Source organism: Halarcobacter sp., assembly GCF_963676935.1.
GTDB lineage: Bacteria > Campylobacterota > Campylobacteria > Campylobacterales > Arcobacteraceae > Halarcobacter.
The window spans coordinates 1,603,973-1,627,585 of the sequence record NZ_OY781470.1 but is presented as its reverse complement, the minus strand read 5'-3'; the positions used below and the strand labels follow the sequence as shown (position 1 = coordinate 1,627,585).

Below are 23,613 nucleotides of genomic sequence, written 5' to 3'. Positions count from 1 at the left end.
ACTTTTAGGTACATCAGACAATAGCTTGTTTTACAAGAGGAAAGTCTGGGCTGCAGTGAAGTATGGTTCCATCTAACGGATGGCTAGAGTAATCTAAGGGACAGTGCAACAGAGAGTAGACCGCCATTATTATCTATCTAAGTAGTTAATGACTATTTTATTAGATAATTTTGGTAAGGGTGAAACGGTAGAGTAAGAGCCTACCAGCATTTTGAGTAATCTTAATGGCTATGTAAACCCAACCAGCAGCAAGAAGAGCGTGGTAATAAACTTCACATAATTGTTCTTCGCAGGATTGTTAAAGTAATTTAACAACTAGATAAATTATTGTCATATACATAACCCAGCTTACAGATGTGCCTAATTATAAACATTACAGTTTATAGGGCTTTAGAGAAGTTTATTTTCTCTGATGTTCTTTTTTCTACAAATTACAATTTAAATCTACTATTAATATAAAAATAAGTTATAAAGAATTTTGAAAATATATAAAAGAATAATGTAAAGAATTGTTTGATAGTTGAATAATTAAAATAATAGAAAGTTAGCTTTTGCTAACTTTTCTATTAAAATCCTGCAGAATAACCTCTACTTGAGTGACTTTTAATTAGACCATAATAAGTTTTATCTCTAATTTGTTTGATCATATTTCTTAATGTAAATATTGAAGTGTTTTTATCTTTCCATGCACTTTTTTTGATTACATCAACATCAACTATAGTTCCTCTACTTTTTAATATAGTATTAAAAATTGACATTTGAGTTTTAGTTAAACCAACATCTTGATTTTTTCTATCAAATACTTTTTTTAATACTTTATCGTAATAAAAACCTTTACCTAAATCAATTCTACTATCAATTTGTTGATTTAAAATCTCTTTTAATGTATCTTCTACAGATAAGTTAAATTCTTTTGATTTACTTTTTAGAAATCTTTCCATTTCTTTTGTTAAATCAATTGTTAAAATATTACTACTCATGTTATATCTCACTTTTTTTATTTTGATTATAACACATTATGTTATGATAAAACTTAAAAATGAGACATTTTTGAGACAAATCTTATTAAATTTTAATAAATAATCAAAATTTAACTTTTTGATTATTAAATATGCTGATTCCACATATTTAAAAAATCATGACGATTATATATTTTTGCACCTAAATCAATCTTATATTGAAGTTGGGGATGCCCTAGATTCCAGAGCTTATAGCCATTTTTGTATAAATACTTGTTAAGTAGTACAAGTTGTAACTTACCCCAATTATTATATTTTTTTTCTCTTGTAGTGAATCCTGTCAAAGATGTGTATGTTTTTCCAATTTTATAACCAATTTCACCTGAAATGAGTCTTTTTGTTTCTTTTTCACACACTTCTACTGTCATAAGCTTAAAGTCTTTATCTAATTCATTATTTTTAATATTTTTAAGTATAGTGATATACTCTGGTTTTAACCAAGAATCATCATGATAAGTATTTATGTTATTAATAACTTCATCAAATCGGTTATTTATGGAGAATTCATACATATTTTCACTTAATAGTTTTTGTACTTTTTTATTGATTTTGATTTCAGAAAACTCTAAAACTGCATATTCAAATTGAATTTCAGGTAAAAGAACAAATTGTTTTTTCTTTGTATGAAATGAAGTTGTAATAAATCCACATTGTGCAGCTTTTATATAAAATTCAGTTGAACAATCTTCAGTCCAATAGTAATTTTCATTCATATTTGCATATATTTCATGTTCTAATATATGTTTGTTATTTAAATCTTCAAGTGTTAGATAGTAAATGATTTTTAATCCCTTATATCAATTGATTTTTTATAAACTCTAAATAATGTCCCTCTTCATCTTCTAGTTCTTGATGAGTTCCTCTTTGGACAACTTTCCCATCATCTAGTACATAAATCATATTTGCATTTTTTACTGTACTTAGTCTATGTGCAATTGTAATTACAGTTTTATTTTCTAATATTGGTTTTAAGTCATTAAATAGTTTTGCTTCTGTGTGTACATCAAGAGCAGATGTTGACTCATCAAAAATAACAATAGCAGGATTTGCAATAATCATTCTTGCTATTGATAATCTTTGTCTTTGCCCTCCACTAAGTCGAATACCATGTCTACCCACTATTGTGTCTAAACCTTCAGTCATATTATCTATACTATCTTTTAATTGTGCAATTTCAAGTGCTTTTAGTATCTTTTTATCCTCAATATCATTTTTTCCCATAGTGATATTAAATCTAAGTGTATTATTAAATAATATAGGCATTTGTAAAACTAAAAAAATATTTTCTCTTAATGAATGTTTATCAATATTTTCAATATCTATATTATTGTATTGTATTTTTCCCTCATCTTTTGTATAAAAACCTGCAATTATTTGTGCTAGTGTTGTTTTCCCACTTCCGCTAGCTCCTATTAGGGCAACTTTATCTTTATTCTTTATTTCTAAAGAGATATCTTTTAATATCTTTTTGTCTTTATTATATGAGAAGTTTAAATTATCTATTTTTATCTCAATGCCATTACTACTTTTTTCTAATTTTCTATTACCACTATTTTCTGTTGATAAATCAAGTATTTTATTTATCCTTTTTATTGCAGCATTTGCAGTAGTATAAGAGTATTGCATTGATAAAATATCTTGTACAGGTGTCATAATAAACCAGATATATCCAAACATTGCAAACATCATACCAATTGATAAATCAGAATATGCAACCATTACAAGTCCACTTGCTCTTAATATTTCAAAAGCTATGAGAAATATAGTAAAAGAAAATCTTTCATAAGCAACACTTTTGTAACTATAATCATTTGAAGTCTCTTTTATTTTTTCAGCTTTTTTTATAGCATCATCAAAAAAATAAGCTTCTTTGTTACTTGCTTTTATTTGACCAAATAATTCTAGTGATTCTCCAATATTATCTTGAAACTCTTCAATAGCTTGGTTTTCAATTTTTTTTAAAGTACCAACTTGTTTTGAAATTTTTTTTGATAATATCATTATAATAGGTTGAATAAATAGAATCATTAAACCTAGAATTGGATGAATAGCTATCATTACAATAGAAACAGCAATTAAAGTTAATATTGAAGCTATAAATTTACTAGCACTAGTAACAATAAAATTATCAAGGGTGTTTACATCTGTTATTAGGTTTGCAGCTACTGCACCGCTTCCTATACTTTCATATTCGTTCATAGAAACATTTTTTAAATGAGTAATTAGTTTTTCTCTTATTTTAAACGTTACAAATTTTGAGATTGAAGTAAATATTTTTGTATTTATTACTGTTGTTATAAAATGTATAAATCTTAGAAATATTACACACAAAGTAACAATAGCTATATAATAAAAAGTATCTCCAGCCCCAAAATAACTATTTATAGTGTTAACAAAAAAGTCAGGTTTATCCAATAATACTTCATCTACTAATGCAGGAAGCATTAATGGTATAGGTACACTAAGAAGTATGGCTAGTATAGTGACAAATTGACCTAAAATCAAGTTTCTTTTATTTTTTAATAAAAGTTTCCATATATATTTTAGATCAATTTTTTCTTTTTTATCGGACAATTTTATTTACTCAATTTTTCACAAATATCTACTTTCATTCCTTCATGATATTTGCAGTTTAATCCACATTGATAATCACCTACTATTTCAAGGTTCAGGTTTTTTAATTCTGCTAAAGAGCTTTTTCTACACTCTTCTATTGTTTTAAACACCCCATGTTTTTTACTTCTTTTAGTATTGTTTTTATCTGGATATATTAGTGAAGTCCACTCTTGTTCTGAACTACCTTGTCCAAAACAACCACCTAGAACAAAAACACTTAAAATTGAAATTAAAATAGCTTTTTTCATATTCTCTCTTTATTTTTTCAAGATTTTATTATAAATCAAATTTATTCATTATAAAACTTGGGGTGATTTACTTTTTTTCTACAATTTTATGTTATCATTACAAAAATTATTTATCAAAAGTGACAAGATGAAAAGAATTATAACTACTTTTTTATTTTTTATATTAACTATTCCTTTATTTGCTGTAGATTATTCTGAGATGAGTACTCAAGAATTAATTGAAATAATGGGTTATGTTGAAAAAAAGAACCTTAATAAGTTTAATAAAGAGTTGAAAAGTAGGGTTCCTACAATGAATACAAAAGAAAAAGCAAAATATAAAAAAAATCTAAAAAAGTTAGAGAAATAAAATGAAAACTAAACTTTTGCTTTTGGAAGATGATTTAACTCTTAGTGAAACAGTTATTGACTATTTTGAAGAACAAGGTTTTGAAGTTAAAGCTGTTTATGATGGGGAAGAAGCTCAAGAGATTATATATGAAGAAAAGTTTGATATATTTTTATTAGATGTAAATGTACCTTTAATAAATGGTTTTGAATTATTAAAAAAAGTAAGGCAAGAGGGTAATACTACACCTGCTATATTTATTACTTCTTTAAACTCTATGAACTCTTTAGAAGAGGGGTTTGATAGTGGTTGTGACGATTATATAAGAAAACCTTTTGAGTTAAAAGAACTGTTGTTAAGAGTACAAACAATAGTAAAAAGAGAATTTTCTAAAAATAAAGATACAAAAATTCAAATAGATGAAAATATTATATTTGATTCGTCTTCAAATGAACTTACAAAAGATGGTGAAGTTGTACAATTAAATTTTAAAGAACAAAAATTATTAAAATTTTTTCTACAAAATAGTGATGAACTTTTAGTTCATGATAGAATTTATGATTATGTTTGGGATTATGATGAACAATATAGTGATAACTCTTTACGTACATATATAAAAAACTTGAGAAAAGTTTTAGGAAAAGATAGAATTGTTAGTCTTAAAAAGCTTGGATATAGATTTAACTCAAAGTGAGAAAAAAACACTTTTAGGGTTTTTGTCATTATACTCATTTTTTACTATTGTAATCTTATTTTTTATTTCATTTTTATATTTTTCATTTCAAAAAGACTTAATGTTACAACAAAAAAGAATCTTAATGCAAGAGTATGCAAACGATTTTGTATTTAGATTAAAAGATTTGCATGTAAATTTTGATAAATACAAATATTATCCAAGAGATGAAAAGTTTAATTCAGCAATATATGATAGTGATAGAAAACTTATTTTCTCAACTTTAGAATCAAACAAAGTCCATTTAGATGATGTGGCCTATAGATCAGGAGGAAAAATACATTTTATTGAGGAACCTGAGTCTTATTATTTAGGAGCTAAATATATTGTTCTTGAAATTCCTGATGATGAAGAATGGTTAATTTTATTAGAAAAAGAGATTACTTTATTTGTATTAATTGCATTTTTCTTTATGACACTTTTAGGATATTTCCTTCTAAAAATATTTTTAAGACCTATGCGAGATGCTTTACATCTTTTAGATAGGTTTATAAAAGATACTACTCATGAATTAAATACTCCTGTTAGTGCAATTATCTCAAATGTTGAGATGATTGATATTCAATCTTTAGATGAAAAACTTGCTAGAAAAATCAAAAGAATAGATATTGGAGCTAAAACTATATCTAATATATATGAGGATTTAACTTTTTTAACTTTAGACAATAAAATAATATCACAAAATGAAATTTTAGATTTATCAACAATTTTAAAACAAAGAGTAGAGTATTTTAAAACATTAGCTGAAGTTAAAAAAATTGAATTTATACTAGATATTAAAAAAGATATTTCAATTTTCTGTGATAAGAAGAAATTAGCAAAACTTATTGATAACTTTTTATCAAATGCTATAAAATACAATAAGGTCAAAGGTAAAATTTTAGTTACACTTTATGAAAATCATATGAGTATTGAAGATACAGGGAAGGGTATGTCTCAAGAACAAATTGAAAATCTTTTTCAAAGATATGTTAGATTTGATAATAGTGTAGGTGGTTTTGGGATAGGTTTAAATATTGTTTCTCTTATTGCAAAAGAGTATAACTTTAAAATAGATGTAATTTCAAAATTGGGTGAAGGTACAAAAATGGAGATAAGATGGTAAAAAACATATTAGTATTGGCACTTTTTCTTAATTTTGCTTATTCAAATATATATGAAAGTAATTGTTTAAAATGTCATAATAAACTACCTGTATCTATAGATAAATATTTTTATAGATATTTACTTAAATATAGTAGTGAAAGGGAAGTAAAAAGAGCTATGGCTACATACTTAAAAAATCCTACAGAAGATACGACAATAATGCCAAAAGCTTTTATAAATAGGTTTGGAGTAAAAAAGAAAACTAAACTATCTGATGAAGAGTTAAAGAAATCATTAGATATATATTGGGAAAAATACAAAGTATTTGGAAAACTGAAATAACAATATATTAACATTCACAATCAATCCACAATTAGATTTTATACTTCTTATATAAAAATTAAGGAGTACAAAATGAAACTAACAAAAATTTTAGCAACAATGGCAATCTTAGGAGTAACATCTTTATTTGCAGCAGATGGAGCAACATTATTTAAAGCATGTGCTACATGTCATGGTGCAAATGCTGAAAAATCAGCATTAAATAAATCTCAAGTAATTAAAGGTTGGGATGCAGCAAAAATTGAAGCAGCTTTACATGGTTATAAAGATGGTTCATATGGTGGAGCTATGAAAGGTGTAATGAAAGGTCAAGTAGCAAGATTATCTGATGCGGATATTAAAGCACTTGCAGGATATATTTCAGCAATGAAATAGTAACTGACATAAGAGCAGTTTAAAAAGGATTTATCATGATTAAACTAAACAATATATCAAGTATTTTGAAAAAAACTTTTTTAGCTGGAGTTATTTTAACTTCAGCAGCATATGCAGGTAGTGATAGATATCACGATTTTGCAAGAGTGACATATTCTGAGCCGATCTATGAATATGTGTATGAGAATGTACCAAATCAAGTTTGCGAAGAAGTAAGATATAAAGTAAGAGATAATTATGATAATAGATATTACTCTTCAGGCTATGATGATAGTCTAGGTGTTGATACTTTAATTGGTACAGCTGCAGGTGCCGTACTTGGAAGTCAAGTTGGAAAAGGGAATGGTAGAGTTGCTGCACAAATAGTTGGTGGATTATTGGGTGCAAAAGTTGCACATGAAATAAGAAATAATTATAAACCTAATTCGTACAATAATAGAAATTATAGATATGAAACAAAAACTGAGTGTTATGATAGACCTCAAAGAGTAGAAAGAAAAATGTTAACAGGATATAAAAATTATTTTGTTTACAATGGAAATAAACATTTTAAAATAACTAATAGACCCATTAAAAGGGTTAAAATTAACCACACAATAAGTTTTTAAACCTAAGTTTTAAACTTAGGTTTAATTATGTAAGTAATCTATTTACAATATTTTGATTAATATTATTAGATTGAGCAGCTGCATAAGCGCCAACTTGAGCTAATATATTTTGTTTACTGAAATTTGCAACTTCTTGTGCATAATCAACATCTTGAATAATAGAAGTAGCACTACTTGTTTCAGTATATTGTGTCATAAGACTTCCCATAGAACTTTGTAATTGGTTTTGTGTAGAACCTAAATCTGATCTATAGCTATTTACTGTATCTATTGCTGAATCAATTGTATCTAAAAAACCTCTGGCAGTTTCAGCATTAAATGTTGAAGCATCTTGACTTAATAAACCATCTAATCCTAAACCTTCTGTATTTGATTGGACTGCATCTGTCTCTATTATATCGTTAGAATTTTCTCCTGCTTGAAATTGTAAAACTTCAGAACCTGATGTATCACTTTGTGAATTTTGTAGTAAAGTTTGACCATTATAGTTTGTACTACTAGCAATATTATTTAGATTTTTCAATAAATCTTGTGTCTCATTTAATAGTGCTTGTCTACCTTCATCTGAAGTTGTATCAGTTGATGCTTGTAAAAGATTTTCTCTTACTTGATTTAATATACTTGATTGTTCACCTAAAGCTTGATCACCAATTTGAACAGCTGCTATAGCATTAGAAGTGTTTTCAACAGCTTGTGCTACACCAGAATTATCCGCTTTTAACTGTTCTGCTATACTTAATGCAGCAGGATCTTCTGCAGCAGATGTTTGTGCACCAGCTGAAATTCTATTCAAAGACTGATTTAAGTTAACATATACTGATGGGTCATATTGTACATTATTTCCTATTTGCATAATGACTCCTTTCTAGAGTATTTAATCAATTTTAGTACTTTCTTTTTTAAAAAATTATTAAGTAGAAATATTAGTTATTTTTCTAACTATGTATTTTAATGCTTATTTTCTTTTTTTAGGATAATATTTCAGTATTCTGCAATATTTAGAATTTTAGTTATTATTTGAATATGATGGCTCAATTTTTATAAAAGTGATTTTAAAATTTAGAATTTATTTATATATAACAATAAAAGAGAAAATTCTCTTTTATTGTTTTTATTTCATAGGTTTAGCTTCAACCCAAATAACAGCATCTTGACTTAGTTCTTTACCTTTGTATTCTTTGTCAGGACCAGCACCAAGCGCGCAAAATCCCCAAAATCCAGCTTTAGGAATTGAGAATGTAAACTCACCATCTTTATTTGCTTTGATTCCCATTGTTACAAATGAATCTTGTGGTGCTTCGTATTTATTTGGTCCCATTGCATTGTTTTTCATATCCGGTGTATTATTTATATATTCAACTTCTATTTCTGCAAAAGGTACAGGTTTTCCATTTGATTTTACTATACCTGTAAAACTTCCACCTTCCCAAATTGAATAAGGTTTTGTTAATGGTACAATCTCAGCTTTTAATCCTAATTGCGCATCCCAATCTGTTGGTGTTCCTGCTACATTGATTACTGTTTTTGTAATTTGTTGGATATAAATCCCTTCACCTGCTTCAAAATATGGAACTGGTTTCATAACAAATACATGATCCCCCATTCTTCTAGCTTTATATGATGATTCAAAAGCTTTTCCTGAGTTATGTTTACCTTTCCAAGTGATAGGTTTTAAACTATCTATTAAATCTTTCTTTTTACCTTTATTAATTACATAAAACTCTTCTACTCCTGCCATATCCATTGTATGTTCATCTGCAAATGGGTGAGTAAATACATGTTTAAACTCTATTGTTTTACCTTTTTCTAATGCTGTATTTGGTGTATATACCATTTGAAAGTGTGCTAATGCTCCTGTTGCTAAAACTGTTGCCGCGGCTAATCCTACGATTGTCTTTTTCATTTCTTCTCCAATTTTTTCTAATTTATAGTTATAATTAAGTGTTAACTTTAGACTTTTTTAGATCTAAAATAACACTTACAAATATTATATTTTTTTACTTATTCAGTAATATCTGAACCTTTTACATGAACTTGATGTCCTTCACCTGCATCAAATACAGCAGTATAAGTACCTGAAGGCTTTTTAAAAGTAACTTCGCTATCTTCATTCATTTTTGCTTCATAAATGATTTTTCCATCTTTTAAAACATGAAATTTTACACCACTTGCACTACTACCATCAGAAAAACCACCTTCGCAAGTGATTGTTTCATCTCCATTATCAAAACAACTCATAATCGCTGTATGAGCAAACATTGAACTTGCAACAAATGCAAGACCTAATAAAATTTTTTTCATCTTTTGTCTCCTTTATTTTAAGATTGAATTTGTTTATTGATTTTGGGTTTTAATCCACCCTTCCAATTTATATTTTTATTTGGGAATAATCCTATTATTAAAGCAATTACAACTATCGTTATATAAAAGTAAGTCATTGCATCAAGACCACTCCAACCAAAGTTAAGACCTAGTGTAAATACTAAAGAGGATAGTATTAATCCTAAAAATACTGGGAAAAATATTGCAAACATCATCCATTTGTAGCTATCTGTTTGTATTTTAACAACTATCATTGTTGCAATACAAGGTGGCGTTAAAATCATGAAAATAATAATTGCAACTGCATGAAGTGGGGTATATCCACTATTTTGAGCCATCGCTTCTTCAGCTCTCATATTATCTGCCTTATTGTTCTCGTATAAACTTCCCAAAGTTGCAACAGCACTTTCTCTTGCAGCAAAAGAACTTAAAAAGGCAACATTGATTTTCCAATCAAAGCCTGCATATTGAGTTAATGGTTCAATTGATCTTCCTGCCATACCAAGTATAGAGTTTTCAACTTTTTCATTTTTCATATTTCTTAGAATTCTTTTTCTTTTTTTAGATAATTTTCTAAGTTCCCTATTTATAAGTTTTGCATCTTTATCTTTTCCTGTTCTAATATATTTGTACATAGAAGCACTCATTTGTTTGTAGTCTTCATCAACAGAACTAGAACCTGACATTTTTTTTGCTCTATAACCATCATAGAAATTTAACAATTTTGACACTTCTTCTTTTGTGTCAACCTCTTCATAATATTTTGATTTTTTAACTTTCTTATCAAAACTAGCTAAAGCTTTGTTTGAATCTACATCATATTTAGCTTGTGATTCTTCACTTAATCCTGGAAATTGAAGCATAGCAAAAAGTATAATAGCCACAGCAAGTACAATAGTTACAACTTTCTTAATATATAACCAAACTCTTTGTGATGCTCTAATAATTACACCTTTGAATGTTGGCATATGATAAGGTGGAAGTTCCATTAAAAAAGGAGCTGTTTCCCTTGTCTTTAAAATTGTAGATGTGATAAATTTTGATACAATCATTGCTATAAATACAGTAATTGTAGAGATAAAGAACATCATTAAAGCCATATCAGGTTTGAAAAATGCACCTAAAATAAGGGTATAAAATGGAACCTTTGCTAAGCAATTCATATAAGGAACAGCAAATATTGTTGCCATTCTTGCTCTATCATCAGCAATACCTTTTGTGGACATTACTCCTGGAACCGCACATCCTCCTACCATTGCACCACCTAATACTAAAGGTAGAGTTGATTGTCCATGAAGTCCAAATCTTTTAAATACTCTATCCAATATAAAAGCCATACGTGGCATATAACCTACATCTTCCATAATTGCAATTAAAGCAAAAAGAATAAAGAAAATTGGAATATAATTCATCAAGGCATTTGCACTATTTACCATCCATACTGCAAAATCTGTTATCATTGGAACATCGGTAAAGTTTGCTTCAGGAACTATATCAATTACAAAGTTTTTTACAGCAGCTAAAAGAGGCCAAGTATAATCTGTTAGTTTATAACCCCATACAATAGATATTTGATAAACCATAAACATTAAAAATATTAAAATAGGAATAGCTAAAAATCTATTTAATATTATCTTGTCTACTTTATCTGTGAGAGTTAGCTCACCTTTATGTTTTTCTTTAATAGCTTTATGATGAATAATATCAGCAGAGTCATATCTAAATGAGGCTAAAAATGAAACAGTATCTTTATCATATTTTTCATGAAAAGCATCAATTTGTGTTTTTGAAAACTCTTCTATATCCGGTACATGATTTTTTAATCTATCAATAATAGGTTGGTCACCCTCTAAAGCTTTTATAGCAAGCCATCTTGTGCTTTGGTTTAAATCTATTTTTTGAAGTTTATCTTCAATATTTTTTATATGTGGTTCAAGTTCTTCATAGTTTATTACAAACTCTTCATACTCATCTTTAGAAGATGCAGTATGAACAATATTTTTCATGATCTCTTCCCCACCTATCCCTTTTGCACCACTTGCTTCTACAACTGGGCAATTAAGCATTTGTGAGATTTTTTTTGAGTCAATCTCTATATCTCTTCTTTTAGCAACATCCATCATATTTAAAATTACAACAACAGGGAGACCTATTTCTAAAAGTTGAAAAGTTAAATATAAGTTCCTTTTTATATTTGAAGCATCAATTACATTTACAATAACATCTGGGTTTTCATCTATTATAAAATCTTTTGCAACCCTTTCTTCTAATGAATAAGAGCTAAATGAATAAGTACCTGGTAAGTCAACCATTTCAATTCTATTGTTTGCATAATTAAAAAAACCTGTTTTTTTATCAACAGTTACTCCAGGATAATTTGCAATGTGTTGTTCTATTCCACTTACAAGGTTGAAAATTGTGGATTTACCACAATTTGGTTGACCTGCAAGTGCTACTTTTATTTTATTCATCTATTTATTTTCCTCTACTTCTATAAGTTCTGCTTCACTTTTTCTAACTGTTAAAAGGTAGTTTTGAAGTCTAAGTTCCATTGGATCAAAAAGTGGAGCTTCTCTAATAACTTCAATCTCTACATTGTTTACAAATCCCATATCTAAAAGTTTATGTAAAAGTTTACCTTTTGCATTTAGCTTACTTATTTTGGCTCTTTGCCCTTTATTTAAGCATGCCAAAGTTTTCATTTTTGCATTCATTCTATATTCCTTCTTACTCAAATACTTCTTTATCTAATTTATTAAAAATTTTGTCAAACACAACGGAATAATAAATATCAACATTGTTTGATAATCTATAGTAAAATCAGTTAATTATCTTTTTTGTGTGTAGAACAGCTTTTGTTACCACAATTGCAACCATTATTTTTGAATGTTTTTTTATAAAGATAATATGCTGAAAGTAAAGCAATTAATATTAAAAATATCTCTTCCAATTTGTTGCCTTTTTTTATATGTAATTCATAATCAATATGATAATCATTATTAACTTGTTAAAAGCTTAAAATTTTGAAATTTTTATATAAAAGTTAAATTATAATTCAATATTAAGTTAAATTAAAGATACTTGTATGGTTTTTATAATTGTGAATATAAGTATATTTTATATCATATAGAAATAAAATATACTTTTTTATAATGTTATAATTATTCTTATTTTTAATATTGCATAAGTTAAATAGTATAAAAAGAAAGGATAAATATGTACGAAAAGATAGAGGAACAATTTGCTAGTGATAATTATTCGCAAATTTGTCCTGAAGTACTTGAAAAAATAATAGAATTAAATAATGATTATGCTCCAGCTTATGGAAATGATTTTTATACGAAATTTGCAGCAGATAAATTAAGAGAACTATTTGAAATAGATTGTGAAGTTTTTTTTGTATTTAATGGGACAGCTGCAAACTCTTTAAGTTTGGCATCATTATGCAACTCTTATCATAGTATTATTTGTAGTGATGTAGCACATATTGAAACAGATGAATGTGGTGCACCAGAATTTTTTTCAAATGGTGCAAAATTACTTGTTGCTAATTCAAATAATGGAAAATTAACCCCTAAAGAGATAAGTTATTTAGCAACTAAAAGAGATGATATACATTATCCAAAACCAAAAGTGATTTCTATTACACAATCAACTGAATTAGGAACAGTTTATACAATAGAAGAGTTAAAAGAGATTAAGAAAGTAGCAAATGAACATAATCTTCATATACAAATGGATGGTGCAAGATTTGCTAATGCAGTTGTAAGTTTAGGTTGTAAACCAGCAGATATAACTTGGAAAGTTGGGATAGATGTTTTATGCTTTTCTGGAACAAAAAATGGTATGGCTATGGGAGAGGTTGTAATCTTTTTTAATAAAGATTTATCTGAAGACTTTGATTATAGATGTAAACAAGCAGGACAATTAGCTTCAAAGATGAGATTTATTTCTGCTCAATGGATTGGATTATTAGAAAATAGTCTATGGAGAAAAAATGCAGAACATGCCAATAGTATGGCTAAATATTTTGAAAAAAGAATAAATGAGATAGATAATATAAATATAAAGTTCCCAGTAGAGTCAAATAGCGTTTTTATAGAGATGTCTGAAGAGATTATAAATAAACTTAGATCTAAAAATTGGCTATTTTACAGTTTTATTGGTTTAGGTGGTGGTAGATTCGTATTTTCATGGAATACCACAAAAGAGAGAATTAATAAACTTATTGAAGATATATTAGAATAAGTTTTATTTTAGTTCAAATACTACAAACTATAAAAAGATACAAATTGGCAAAAGTGGTTAATGATACTATTAATTTAAATCTGTATCTTTCCAGTATTTAGTACCTTGAATTGTTGCTTGTAAAGCAAGACCATTTTTAGTCATCTTATAAAGTCTAATCCCTGGTGCTACAGTAATTGCAGCCCCAAAGGCACCACCTTTTTTCCCTGCTTTTGCAGCTGCATCTGCTTGGGCATTTGCTTCCCAACCATATTCAACAAAATTATCAAATACTTTTTTGTTTTCGAATAAAAATACTGCTCTAAAATCTTTAATTCCTAATCCAAATCCTACTCCACCTGAAGCCATATTCATATAAATATTTTTACCAGTTTGATTATTATGTGCTATCCCTGTACCACCTTCAGCTGATAATAAAACAAGATTAACCCCTACATTACTAAATACAGCATATCCATATGATTTTTTAATTATATTTTTTGCTTTTGAATCATATTTGTATAAGTCATTTAAAGTTTTCTGTGCCATTTTAATTCTATCTTGTCTTTGTTCTTCTTTAGAATCTCCAGACCAAAAACCAGAAAAAAGAATTATTATAGTTGTAATAATTGTAAAAAGTTTAATATATCTCATAAATTGCCTTTATATTTTTATTTATATTATCAATTATAATAAAAAAGTAAAGATATAATTTAATTAGTTGATATTTTTTAATTTATTTTAAGTGGTACCCGTGGTCGGACTCGAACCGACAAGACCGTGAAGTCATCGGATTTTGAATCCGACGTGTTTACCAGTTTCACCACACGGGCACTTTAAAAGAGGAAAGAATTATACTAAATAATTCTTAATAAGTTATTTAAATTAGAGTAAAAAAAAGGGAAACCCGAAGGTTTCCCTTTTAGAAAAATAAAAAGAAGTAATTATTTAGCAACTGCTTCTTTTAACGCTTTTCCAACTTTGAATTTTGCAACAGTTGTAGCTGGAACTTTAACAGTTTTATCTGTTCCAGGAACTTTTGCAGTTCTCTCAGCTCTATCAGCTGTACTAAAAGTACCGAATCCGATGAAACTTACAGTTTCTTTTTTTACTAAAGTCTCAGTAATTGTATCTAATACTGCATCAACTGCACCTTTAGCATCTTTTTTAGATAATCCAGCCTTTGCTGCAACTGCGTCAATAAATTCAGCTTTGTTCATAGAAGAACTCCTTGTGTAAGATTTAAAATATTTAAAAACTTTATAGTATTTAAGCTTTAAAATAGCTAAAAATGAGGCTCCTAAGTCAAATTATTACACAAAAATGTACATTTTTATTATTGATATGATGATTTTAGGCTCAAAAGTCTACAAGAGTTCTCTAAAATTGCTACTCTTTTTACTAAATTATTGATGTCTCTATCATAAACATATGTACCAATTCCTCTAATTACCATAATTCTTTCATTGCTTTCTTTTAGATATTTTGTAATTTCTAAAGCATTTCTATCATACCAAGTATTGAAATCTCCTGGATCGTAAATTGGAACTTTACCACCTAATGTTGTTTTTCCAAAAAAATCATCTAATACAATCTCATCATGTTCAAATGTATAAGCAGTTGTATAAATAGGTACACCAAAAGCGATATATTTTGCTTCATGGATATTTGTATATATAGTTGAATGAATATCTGATTCTATACTTGCAATTTTCCATCGATAATCTTTTTTTGTCATATTTAATTCACAAAAAGAGTTATCATTCATCTCATCAAAAATTGCATCAGCAGAGTTTATGATAAATGAATTATAATCGAGTTTTGCAGAGATTGCACCATGATATATACCAAAAAAGTTTTTTCTAAACATTGTTAATGATAGGTCACTTAAAAGCTTTACTATATTTGCGTCAATCATTTTAAAAAGCCTTAAATATTATTTTGGGTATTATAACCAATCACAAATAAAAGATTGTTATTAAGGATAGATTATGGAAGTTCCCCATATTCCAGTACTATATGAAGAGGTTCTAGAAGCATTTAAAGATATTGATAGTGGGTATATTATTGATTGTACTACTGGATATGCTGGTCACAGTTTAGGTTTATTGAAACAAAATGAAAATATTCAACTTATATGTAATGACCAAGATGAAGAAGCATTAATCTTTTCAAAAAAGAGATTGAAAGATTATAAAGAAAGAGTACTATTCAACCAAGGAAATTTTGAACATGTCATAGAAACTTTTAAAGGTTTTCAAGTAAGAGGTATTTTAGCTGATATTGGAGTTTCATCTTTACAATTAGATAAAAGTGAAAGAGGGTTTGGTTTTGATGGTGATACTCTTGATATGAGAATGGACCAAACAAAAAGTTTAGATGCTTCTGTAGTAGTAAACACTTATTCTCAAAATGAATTAGAAAGAGTATTTAAAGAGTATGGAGAAGTAAGAGAATATAAAAAAGTAGCTTCTTTAATAGTAAACAATAGACCTTTTAATTCTGCAAAAGAGTTAGCTGACTTTTTATCTAAGAATATGAGTAAAGGGAAAATTCATCCTGCTACACTTCCTTTTCAAGGTATTCGAATTGAAGTAAATGATGAATTAGGGGTTTTAGAAAGATTATTTGATTCCATTGAAGAATCAAAACCTAAAAACTGCATTATTGCTATAATCTCTTTTCACTCTTTAGAAGATAGAATAGTTAAAAACTATTTTAAAAAATGGAAAAAGTCTTGTATATGTCCCCCTGAATCTTTTAAATGTACTTGCGGGAATAATCATGCTTTAGGAAAAATTATTACAAAAAAACCAATTATTCCAACAAAAGAGGAAATCAAACAAAATCCAAGAAGTAGAAGTTCAAAGTTAAGGATTTTCAAATTTGATTAGACTTAATTCTAAAAACTCAATAATTATTGTTTTTTCAGCATTATTAGTTGTTTTAACTCTTTATTTTCCTAAAATCTATTTAGTAAATAATATTTACTATGTAAGTAAAGATATAAATAAACTTTATGCACACTATACATCATTAAAAGAAGAGAATAAATTTCTTGCCCAACAGTTAGAAGATATGAAGTTTAAAAATCAAATTGAAGATTCACTTATAATATTTAGTATAGAGGGAAAATATGATCCAAACAATAATTGAATTTGCTTTAAAGAAAAATATTCTTAATCATCTTTTTTTAGTTTTTATATTTATCCTTTCAGTATTTGCTTATTTAAAAATACCAAAAGAGATATTTCCTCCTTCATCAATGGATGCAGTTTTAATCTCGGGTTCTTATGCTGGGGCTAGTTCTGATATCTTGGATAAAATTGCAGTGGAAGAGATAGAAGATGAACTTTTAAGTGTAAGTGAAGTGGAAAAAATAACTTCAATTATAAAAAATGGAAGTTTTTCTATAACAGCAGAACTTAAAAGTGGAGAGGAATCAAACCTTGTAGTAGATGATATTAAAGATATTATTACTAAAGTAAAAACAAATCTCCCTTCAGATATGGATGATCCTACAGTAAAATCTGTAACCCAAAACTTCCCTTTGATAACGGTTGCTGTTTACTCAAAAACTGAAGCTACAAAAGAAGAGTTATTGGATATTGCAGATGATGTAAAATCTAGAATTCAACAACTAAAAGATCTAGAAAATGTAAGTGTACTAGGGAAAAGTGATAAAGAGTTACTTATATCTTTTAATGAGGATAAAATAGAAGCTTTTGGACTTTCCAATGTTCAAGTTGTTTCAGTGGTACAAAATCTAAGTTCTATTTTCCCTGTTGGGATTATAAAAGATACTTCAAGACACTATTATCTAAGTACTTTCAATGGTGAGAAAGATATTGAAGATATAAAAAATACAAAAATAAGAGTAGGGGATAAAACTTTATATCTAAAAGATATTGCAAATATAGAATACACTTTTGCCGATGTAAGTGATAAATCACATTTCAATGCTAAACCTAATGTTGCTATTAGTATTAGTAAAAGTGAAGAGGGTGATTCTATTGAGTTAGTTAAAAAGATTAAAGAGATAACAAAAGAGTTTGAAACAAAATACACAAATATTGATTTCGATACATATATTGATACATCTATTTGGATTAAAAATAGACTAAATACTGTTGTTTCAAATATCCTTTTTGGTTTGATGCTTCTATTTGTTGCTTTATTACTTTTCATAAATATGAGAATTGCATTAGTTATTGCTATAGGGATACCAACTTCCTTTATGATTGGTTTAATCTCAGCTGACGCCTTAGGGTACAGTTTAAATATGTTATCCCTTCTAGGGGCTTTAATTGCCCTTGGGATGTTAGTTGATGAGGCTATTGTTGTTGCTGAGAATATTTATCGTCATTTAGAGATGGGAAAAGATAAATTTGCTGCTGCAAGAGATGGAGCATTGGAGATGTATCCTGCTGTACTTACAGCAACAGCAACAACAATATTTGCTTTTTTACCAATTCTTATGATGAGTGGTGAAACAGGTAAGTTTATGAGAATTTTACCAATAATGATATCTATACTTCTTTTAAGTTCCTTACTTGAAGCTTTTTTCTTTTTACCTCTCCATGCAAAAGAGTTATTAAAAGTTAGTCATGAAGATAGAAAATCTCACAAGGTATGGGATTTTAATAAAAAATTGTATCACGATATTTTAAATTTCCTTCTAAAGGGTAAATATATCTCTTTAGCACTTTTAATTGGTTCTATTATATTTGGAACAATGGTTTTAATGAAATCATCCAAATTTAAATTTATACCTGATTTTGATTCTACACAAGTATATATTACAGGTTCGGTTGGAGTTGGAAAGAAGATTGAACAAACAGAACAAAGTGTTTTTGAATTAGAAAAATTAATTTTAAAAAAATTAGATTTTAAAAGTGAAATACAATCTATAAGTTCCGTAACAGGAATGAAACTAGATGGAAAAAATCAACCAGAATATGAAGAGTTTTATTTTCAAATATTTGTAAATCTATATGAAAGAGCACCTCAAAATATATTTGATAAATATATTAATCCCTATTTATCTCCTAAATATGATGATGAAAATATGATTAGAAATAGTAGTGCACAAGATATAGAAAATCAAATAAAACGTAGTTTTGATAAAGCAATAGATATGAAAAGTTTTGATGAATTAAAAGTTTTTGTACCAAAAGCAGGAATTGTAAAAAATGATATAGAACTATCTGTTTCAGGTGATACAAGAAATGTACAAAAAGCTGTAAATACTTTAAAAAGTCAATTAGCAAATATTAAAGGTGTTTCAAATATTTCTGATGATGCTTTAATTGGTAATTATGAGCTAAAATTTAAGGTTAATCCTTATGGTTATGATTTAGGTTTTAGTGAGGAACAGATTTTATCCCAACTTAGACCAATGTATTTAAAAGGTACATATTCTAAAATGTTTGATGATAAAGGTATTATTGATATTGTCTTTAAAAGTGAAAATAAAGATATTTTAGCTTCATTGGATAGTCTTGAAATTAGTGTACCAAATAGTGAACAAAAAGTTTTATTATCAAATGTAGTCGATTTTATAAAAATACCTGCGTATTCGCAAATATTTAAAGAAAATAATAAAAGAATCACAAGTGTAACTGCTTCTATAACAAATACCACATCAAATGAAGTTTTTGAAAAGTTAAAACCAACTCTTGATAGTTTAAAAACAAGTGTAACTATTGATATTAAAGGTGAACAAGAAGAGAATGAAAAGGTTCAAAGGGAGATGGGACAAGCAGCAGTGATGGCTGTTATTTTAATTTTTATTGCTCTTGTATGGATGTTTGATTCTATTGTTAAATCATTAATTATAATCTCAACAATACCTTTATCTATTTTTGGTGTTTACTTTGGACATTTTATCATGGGTGTAAATATCACTATGCCAAGTTTAATTGGAATGGTTGGACTTGCTGGTGTTATTGTAAATGATGGAATTATTATGATGGATTTTATTAAAAAGTCTAAAAATTTAGAAGAGTTAAAAGAGTATGCAGTTTTAAGATTGAGACCTATTTTATTAACCTCAATCACTACAGTTTTAGGTTTAAGTAGTTTGATATTTTTCCCTTCAGGACAAGCTTTGATTTTACAACCAATGGCATTGGCTTTAGGTTTTGGAATCCTTTGGGCTACTATATTAAATCTTTATTATGTACCAATGCTTTATAGAATTATATACTTAAGAAAAGTGGATAAATAATTGCAAAATAGGTATGCCGCTGATATTGGAGATTTTGGAAAGTTTCAACTTCTTCGATATCTTTTTTCAAACACTTCTTTTTCATTATCTCAACTTTGGTTTATGTATCCTGATGAAACACATAATAGTGATGGAAGACATATTAGTTATTTTGAAAAAGTAAAGGGCTTTGATAAAGACTTAGAAGAAAATTTTAGATATATTATTGAAAACAAACGAAGTGTTAAAGCTTTAGAAGATGCTAGCTTAATTAATAATATTAGCTATTTTAGAGATATATTAGAAAAAGATTGTAATCTTAAATATAGAAAAAATTGGTTTCAAAAAGCTTATGAGTTTTCAAAAAATAAACAAATAATACTAACTGATTCTGATAATGGTATAGCAACAAAATGTGATAAGACTAAAAAAGATATTGAGATTTTAGATTATAACTTTCTAGAAAAAAAATTAAAAAGTGGAAAATATATCTTTTTTGATGAGATAGAAATGCTTTTTGATATAAGTGAAACACTAATAGTTTATCATCATTTAAATAGATGTTTCTCCCATGATGAACAAATAGAAATTTTACTTGAAAACTTGAAAAATAGATTTAATAAAGTTTTAGCAATTAAACATAAACCATATTCTCCAAGAGTATATTTTTTTCTAATTAAAGAAGAGCTGCATTACAATATGTTTTTCTCAAGACTAAAAGAGTTTGAAAGTAAATATTCTATTCATTGGAAGCTCTTTTTATAATACCACCAATCATATCATTAAATACAAAATAGTGTAAAGGTACTAAACAATACCAGTATAATCGCCCAAATACACCTTTTGGATAAAAGTAAGCAGATTGAATAAGTTTGTTATCTTCTATTTTAAACTCTAACCAAGCAACACCTGGTAACTTCATTTGTGCATAAAGAAGAAGTCTTTCATCTTTTTGTACATCTACAACTCTCCAAAAATCTAAGCTTTCTCCAATTCTTAGTTTAAATGGATCCCTTCGTCCTCTTCTTAATCCCACTCCACCTAAAGCTTTATCGATAAAACCTCTTAGTTTCCATAGATAATCAAAGGCAAACCAACCATTATTTCCACCTATACTAATAAAAGTTTCATATACTTTTTTCTTTGATAAATGGCTTATATCTTTTATTCTTCTATCAACAAATACTGCATCAGCTAATTGTTCTGTATGATTTTTGTCCCAAATTTGTCCTGAATGGTCACTCCATCTACTAATAACTTGGTTTGTTTCTATCTCTTTAATGGCTTTTTTTACACTTGACATAAAATCTATTGCTTGAATATTTGGAAAATATTTTTTTGCATTTTCATTTTGTATTATTACCTCAGATTTTAGTCCCTCTATCAATGCTTTTGCTACATTAAAAGGAACGGGAGTAAATAGATTTAACCAATATGAGGATAGATTTATTGATAAAAAAGGAAGGGGAATTAGTATCCTTTTTAGACCTAAAGCTTTAGCTGTTTGAAGCATCATCTCTTTGTATTGTAATTGCTCTGATCCTATATCTACAATAAGATTTTCTTTTTCTTCTAAATAAAGTGAAGCTGTTAAATATTTTATTACATCTTCAACTGCAATTGGTTGGGCTTTTGTATTAACCCATTTAGGAGTTGTCATTATTGGAAGTTTTTCTATTAGATTTCTAATAATCTCAAAACTTGTACTTCCTGAGCCTATTATTACTCCTGCCCTTAACCAGATTGTTTGTACCTTTTTAGATGAACTAAGGATCTCACCTGTTTCTATTCTACTTAAAAGGTGCTCACTTGTATCCTCATTTTTCACCCCAAGACCACCTAAATATATAACTTTTTTTACATTGCACTCTTGGGCTATATCTATAAAGTTTTGAGCTGAAATTTTATCTAGGTTTTTATAATCTTCACTACTTAAAGAATGTATTAGATAATAAGCGATATCCACATCTTTTAAAGCTTTTTTCAAACTCTCTTTATCAAAAGTATTACCTTCAATAACTTCAATATCAGAAGATAGTTCTGTTGATAAAGTATTTTTATTTCTAACAAACAATCTTAATTTGATATTTTTATCTTCCAAAAGTTTTTGTTTGAGTCTTCTTCCTATGTATCCTGAAGAACCCGTAAGTAATACTCTCATGACTCTTCCTTTTTTTCTTATATTATCATGAATAAATGAAAATTAATAGGTGTTTTCTATGGGGTTAATCTTATTTTTCTAATATAACTATCCCTCTAATTTTACTTAATATAGTACTTTTTTTATCCACATTTCTTAGTTCTATTCCTGGTTCTAAAGAGGTGATTACAGTTTTTCCTACAATATTTCTTCCCCTTGAAAAAAGAGTATCCCAAGTTCTTATCCCCCACATATTATGCATAGCAAGTGGTTCTTTGTTTATATCTCCAATATATAGCATAATATGACCTCTTAGATAGATAAGCGTTAAAAAAGGTATTGCATTGTTTACAATAAACTCTTTTTTCTTTTTGTTTGACATCTTGTAAATATCTATATATTTGTAACCTTTTGTTTGAGCTTTTGAGTTTCTATTTAGATATATTGCAAAGGGGGTAAAGAAATCTTGGGTAAAACTAGAACAATCCCTATGGTTGTTTAATCCACCCCAACCATATGGTTCACCAATAAACTCTTGTAATAGTTTATTGATATTATTTGCAGAAAATTTTAAAGGAAAAGCCTCAATAGTATTTTCTTTAATCTTAACTTTTTTTATTCCCGAGTTTGTTGCTAAAAGGTATTTATCATCTATTTTTGGGAAAAATGTTCCAACTTTTAAGTTTTCAGTAGTATTTATATTAAAAGTTTGATATCCCTCTTTAACTATAACTTCTAAAGGATATTTTTTAAAATTTTTAATATCTTCATCATCTACAAAAAATAAACTATCTACTCTTACCCATCCTAAAACATAATGGGATTGAACTAAAGCCCAAGCCTTATCCTTTGAGAAGTGAGATACAAAAACAGGAGTATTAATTTTAACCCTTGAATTTTGGTTATAATCAAAAGGGAAACCTTCTCCAGCTTTTTTGGGATTATAAAATATAGCACTATTTGTAGGTAATACTCTAAAATCAACATTTTTTGTTGTTATAGCTTTTAATTTTGCTTTATTATACTCTTCATAATTTGCATTTGTTATTAGTTCTTTAAACCAATTTTGTTCTATTTTTCTATAGTTTTCTAAGTATACTGTTCTTTTAGAATAAACATTACCCCACATAGCCTCTTTTTTTGAGTAACTTGCTTTTTCTAAATCCCAAGGTGAAAAATACTTTTTTATATAAGATTGACTTAGCTTTTTAGTGTCAATACTATTTTGTTTTAAATTTTTTATATAAAAACTTGGATTTTGAGGATATTTTTTTACATCAGCAATTTTTATTTGTTTTACTGTACAACCTTGAAAAACAAGAAAAGATATAATTAATAATAAAAAATTTAATAGTTTCAAA

Annotated in this window: 25 protein-coding genes, 1 tRNA gene and 1 other RNA gene; 12 read left to right on the top strand and 15 right to left on the bottom strand. The window is 27.5% G+C overall.

Going from position 1 to position 23,613, the window contains the following annotated elements; all coding sequences use genetic code 11:
• Positions 1 to 5: 5 nt before the first annotated feature.
• Positions 6 to 367, top strand: an RNA gene (rnpB, locus tag ACKU4C_RS07950) — RNase P RNA component class A.
• A gap of 199 nt (positions 368 to 566) precedes the next feature.
• On the opposite strand, the gene ACKU4C_RS07945 is transcribed toward rnpB, so the two are convergent.
• The 4 genes from ACKU4C_RS07945 to ACKU4C_RS07930 form a co-directional block, all read right to left on the bottom strand.
• Entirely contained in the window at positions 567 to 980 is a 414-nt protein-coding gene (locus tag ACKU4C_RS07945) for a hypothetical protein (protein ID WP_321311187.1), read from the bottom strand.
• A 125-nt stretch (positions 981 to 1,105) separates the two neighbouring features.
• Complete coding sequence (locus ACKU4C_RS07940) at positions 1,106 to 1,732, bottom strand: hypothetical protein (RefSeq protein WP_321311185.1); 627 nt, start codon at positions 1,730 to 1,732, stop codon at positions 1,106 to 1,108.
• Between the two features lie 79 nt (positions 1,733 to 1,811).
• Positions 1,812 to 3,593: an ABC transporter ATP-binding protein gene (locus ACKU4C_RS07935; RefSeq protein WP_321311184.1), complete on the bottom strand. Its 1,782-nt coding sequence runs from the start codon at positions 3,591 to 3,593 to the stop codon at positions 1,812 to 1,814.
• 2 nt (positions 3,594 to 3,595) lie between these two features.
• On the bottom strand, positions 3,596 to 3,883 hold the full coding sequence (locus ACKU4C_RS07930) for a hypothetical protein (RefSeq protein ID WP_321311182.1): 288 nt from the start codon (positions 3,881 to 3,883) through the stop codon (positions 3,596 to 3,598).
• A 127-nt stretch (positions 3,884 to 4,010) separates the two neighbouring features.
• On the opposite strand from ACKU4C_RS07930, the gene ACKU4C_RS07925 reads away from it, so the two are divergent.
• From ACKU4C_RS07925 to ACKU4C_RS07900, 6 genes are all read left to right on the top strand, one after another.
• Positions 4,011 to 4,232 carry a DUF1104 domain-containing protein gene (locus ACKU4C_RS07925; RefSeq protein ID WP_321311180.1) on the top strand — a complete coding sequence of 74 codons (222 nt, stop codon included), beginning with the start codon at positions 4,011 to 4,013 and terminating at the stop codon, positions 4,230 to 4,232.
• A gap of 1 nt (position 4,233) precedes the next feature.
• Positions 4,234 to 4,905, top strand: a complete 672-nt coding sequence (locus ACKU4C_RS07920; RefSeq protein ID WP_321311178.1) for a response regulator transcription factor — start codon at positions 4,234 to 4,236, stop codon at positions 4,903 to 4,905.
• 100 nt (positions 4,906 to 5,005) lie between these two features.
• Positions 5,006 to 6,049 carry a HAMP domain-containing sensor histidine kinase gene (locus ACKU4C_RS07915; protein ID WP_321311176.1) on the top strand — a complete coding sequence of 348 codons (1,044 nt, stop codon included), beginning with the start codon at positions 5,006 to 5,008 and terminating at the stop codon, positions 6,047 to 6,049.
• Positions 6,043 to 6,372 (top strand): hypothetical protein, encoded by a 330-nt coding sequence (locus tag ACKU4C_RS07910; protein ID WP_321311175.1) that lies wholly within the window; start codon positions 6,043 to 6,045, stop codon positions 6,370 to 6,372. Before ACKU4C_RS07915 ends, ACKU4C_RS07910 begins: the two co-directional genes overlap by 7 nt.
• A 72-nt stretch (positions 6,373 to 6,444) precedes the next feature.
• Positions 6,445 to 6,747, top strand: a complete 303-nt coding sequence (locus ACKU4C_RS07905; protein ID WP_321311173.1) for a c-type cytochrome — start codon at positions 6,445 to 6,447, stop codon at positions 6,745 to 6,747.
• Between the two features lie 35 nt (positions 6,748 to 6,782).
• Positions 6,783 to 7,355 carry a glycine zipper 2TM domain-containing protein gene (locus tag ACKU4C_RS07900; RefSeq protein WP_321311171.1) on the top strand — a complete coding sequence of 191 codons (573 nt, stop codon included), beginning with the start codon at positions 6,783 to 6,785 and terminating at the stop codon, positions 7,353 to 7,355.
• 25 nt (positions 7,356 to 7,380) lie between these two features.
• Here the strand turns inward: ACKU4C_RS07900 and ACKU4C_RS07895 are convergent, their stop codons facing one another.
• The 5 genes from ACKU4C_RS07895 to ACKU4C_RS07875 form a co-directional block, all read right to left on the bottom strand.
• Complete coding sequence (locus ACKU4C_RS07895) at positions 7,381 to 8,208, bottom strand: flagellin (RefSeq protein ID WP_321311169.1); 828 nt, start codon at positions 8,206 to 8,208, stop codon at positions 7,381 to 7,383.
• A 258-nt stretch (positions 8,209 to 8,466) separates the two neighbouring features.
• The gene (locus ACKU4C_RS07890) at positions 8,467 to 9,258 is read right to left on the bottom strand and encodes a DUF4198 domain-containing protein (RefSeq protein WP_321311167.1); all 792 of its coding nucleotides are present in this window, start codon (positions 9,256 to 9,258) and stop codon (positions 8,467 to 8,469) included.
• Positions 9,259 to 9,356: 98 nt separating this feature from the next.
• Entirely contained in the window at positions 9,357 to 9,656 is a 300-nt protein-coding gene (locus ACKU4C_RS07885) for a hypothetical protein (RefSeq protein WP_321311165.1), read from the bottom strand.
• Between the two features lie 17 nt (positions 9,657 to 9,673).
• Positions 9,674 to 12,148, bottom strand: a complete 2,475-nt coding sequence (gene feoB, locus ACKU4C_RS07880; protein WP_321311163.1) for a ferrous iron transport protein B — start codon at positions 12,146 to 12,148, stop codon at positions 9,674 to 9,676.
• Positions 12,149 to 12,391 (bottom strand): FeoA family protein, encoded by a 243-nt coding sequence (locus ACKU4C_RS07875; protein WP_321311161.1) that lies wholly within the window; start codon positions 12,389 to 12,391, stop codon positions 12,149 to 12,151.
• Between the two features lie 502 nt (positions 12,392 to 12,893).
• Here ACKU4C_RS07875 and ACKU4C_RS07870 point away from each other — a divergent pair.
• A complete protein-coding gene (locus ACKU4C_RS07870) occupies positions 12,894 to 13,925 on the top strand; it encodes a low specificity L-threonine aldolase (RefSeq protein ID WP_321311160.1) in 1,032 nt (343 codons plus the stop codon).
• Positions 13,926 to 13,994: 69 nt separating this feature from the next.
• Here ACKU4C_RS07870 and ACKU4C_RS07865 read toward each other — a convergent pair whose 3' ends face one another.
• The 4 genes from ACKU4C_RS07865 to ACKU4C_RS07850 all read right to left on the bottom strand — a co-directional run bounded on the left by ACKU4C_RS07865 (position 13,995) and on the right by ACKU4C_RS07850 (position 15,822).
• On the bottom strand, positions 13,995 to 14,558 hold the full coding sequence (locus ACKU4C_RS07865) for a hypothetical protein (protein WP_321311158.1): 564 nt from the start codon (positions 14,556 to 14,558) through the stop codon (positions 13,995 to 13,997).
• Positions 14,559 to 14,650: 92 nt separating this feature from the next.
• Positions 14,651 to 14,737 (bottom strand) — tRNA-Leu (locus ACKU4C_RS07860).
• A 111-nt stretch (positions 14,738 to 14,848) separates the two neighbouring features.
• Positions 14,849 to 15,124, bottom strand: coding sequence for an HU family DNA-binding protein (locus tag ACKU4C_RS07855; protein WP_320034201.1), 276 nt, complete (start codon positions 15,122 to 15,124; stop codon positions 14,849 to 14,851).
• A gap of 116 nt (positions 15,125 to 15,240) precedes the next feature.
• Positions 15,241 to 15,822, bottom strand: a complete 582-nt coding sequence (locus ACKU4C_RS07850) for a class II aldolase and adducin N-terminal domain-containing protein (RefSeq protein WP_321311155.1) — start codon at positions 15,820 to 15,822, stop codon at positions 15,241 to 15,243.
• 73 nt (positions 15,823 to 15,895) lie between these two features.
• Between ACKU4C_RS07850 and rsmH the strand changes: the two genes are divergently transcribed.
• From rsmH to ACKU4C_RS07830, 4 genes are read left to right on the top strand one after another with little or no spacing between them, the layout of a single operon-like run.
• Positions 15,896 to 16,798 (top strand): 16S rRNA (cytosine(1402)-N(4))-methyltransferase RsmH, encoded by a 903-nt coding sequence (gene rsmH, locus ACKU4C_RS07845; RefSeq protein ID WP_321311153.1) that lies wholly within the window; start codon positions 15,896 to 15,898, stop codon positions 16,796 to 16,798.
• The gene (locus ACKU4C_RS07840) at positions 16,791 to 17,060 is read left to right on the top strand and encodes a hypothetical protein (RefSeq protein WP_321311151.1); all 270 of its coding nucleotides are present in this window, start codon (positions 16,791 to 16,793) and stop codon (positions 17,058 to 17,060) included. The genes rsmH and ACKU4C_RS07840 overlap by 8 nt, the downstream gene beginning before the upstream one ends.
• Complete coding sequence (locus ACKU4C_RS07835; RefSeq protein WP_321311150.1) at positions 17,041 to 20,133, top strand: efflux RND transporter permease subunit; 3,093 nt, start codon at positions 17,041 to 17,043, stop codon at positions 20,131 to 20,133. The genes ACKU4C_RS07840 and ACKU4C_RS07835 overlap by 20 nt, the downstream gene beginning before the upstream one ends.
• On the top strand, positions 20,134 to 20,877 hold the full coding sequence (locus ACKU4C_RS07830) for a hypothetical protein (RefSeq protein WP_321311148.1): 744 nt from the start codon (positions 20,134 to 20,136) through the stop codon (positions 20,875 to 20,877). It begins immediately after the preceding gene.
• Here ACKU4C_RS07830 and ACKU4C_RS07825 read toward each other — a convergent pair.
• Both ACKU4C_RS07825 and ACKU4C_RS07820 read right to left on the bottom strand, forming a co-directional pair.
• Positions 20,852 to 22,273: an SDR family oxidoreductase gene (locus ACKU4C_RS07825; RefSeq protein WP_321311146.1), complete on the bottom strand. Its 1,422-nt coding sequence runs from the start codon at positions 22,271 to 22,273 to the stop codon at positions 20,852 to 20,854. The two genes, ACKU4C_RS07830 and ACKU4C_RS07825, sit on opposite strands and share 26 nt — an antisense overlap.
• A 70-nt stretch (positions 22,274 to 22,343) precedes the next feature.
• Positions 22,344 to 23,612: an SH3 domain-containing protein gene (locus ACKU4C_RS07820; protein WP_321311144.1), complete on the bottom strand. Its 1,269-nt coding sequence runs from the start codon at positions 23,610 to 23,612 to the stop codon at positions 22,344 to 22,346.
• Position 23,613 lies beyond the last annotated feature (1 nt).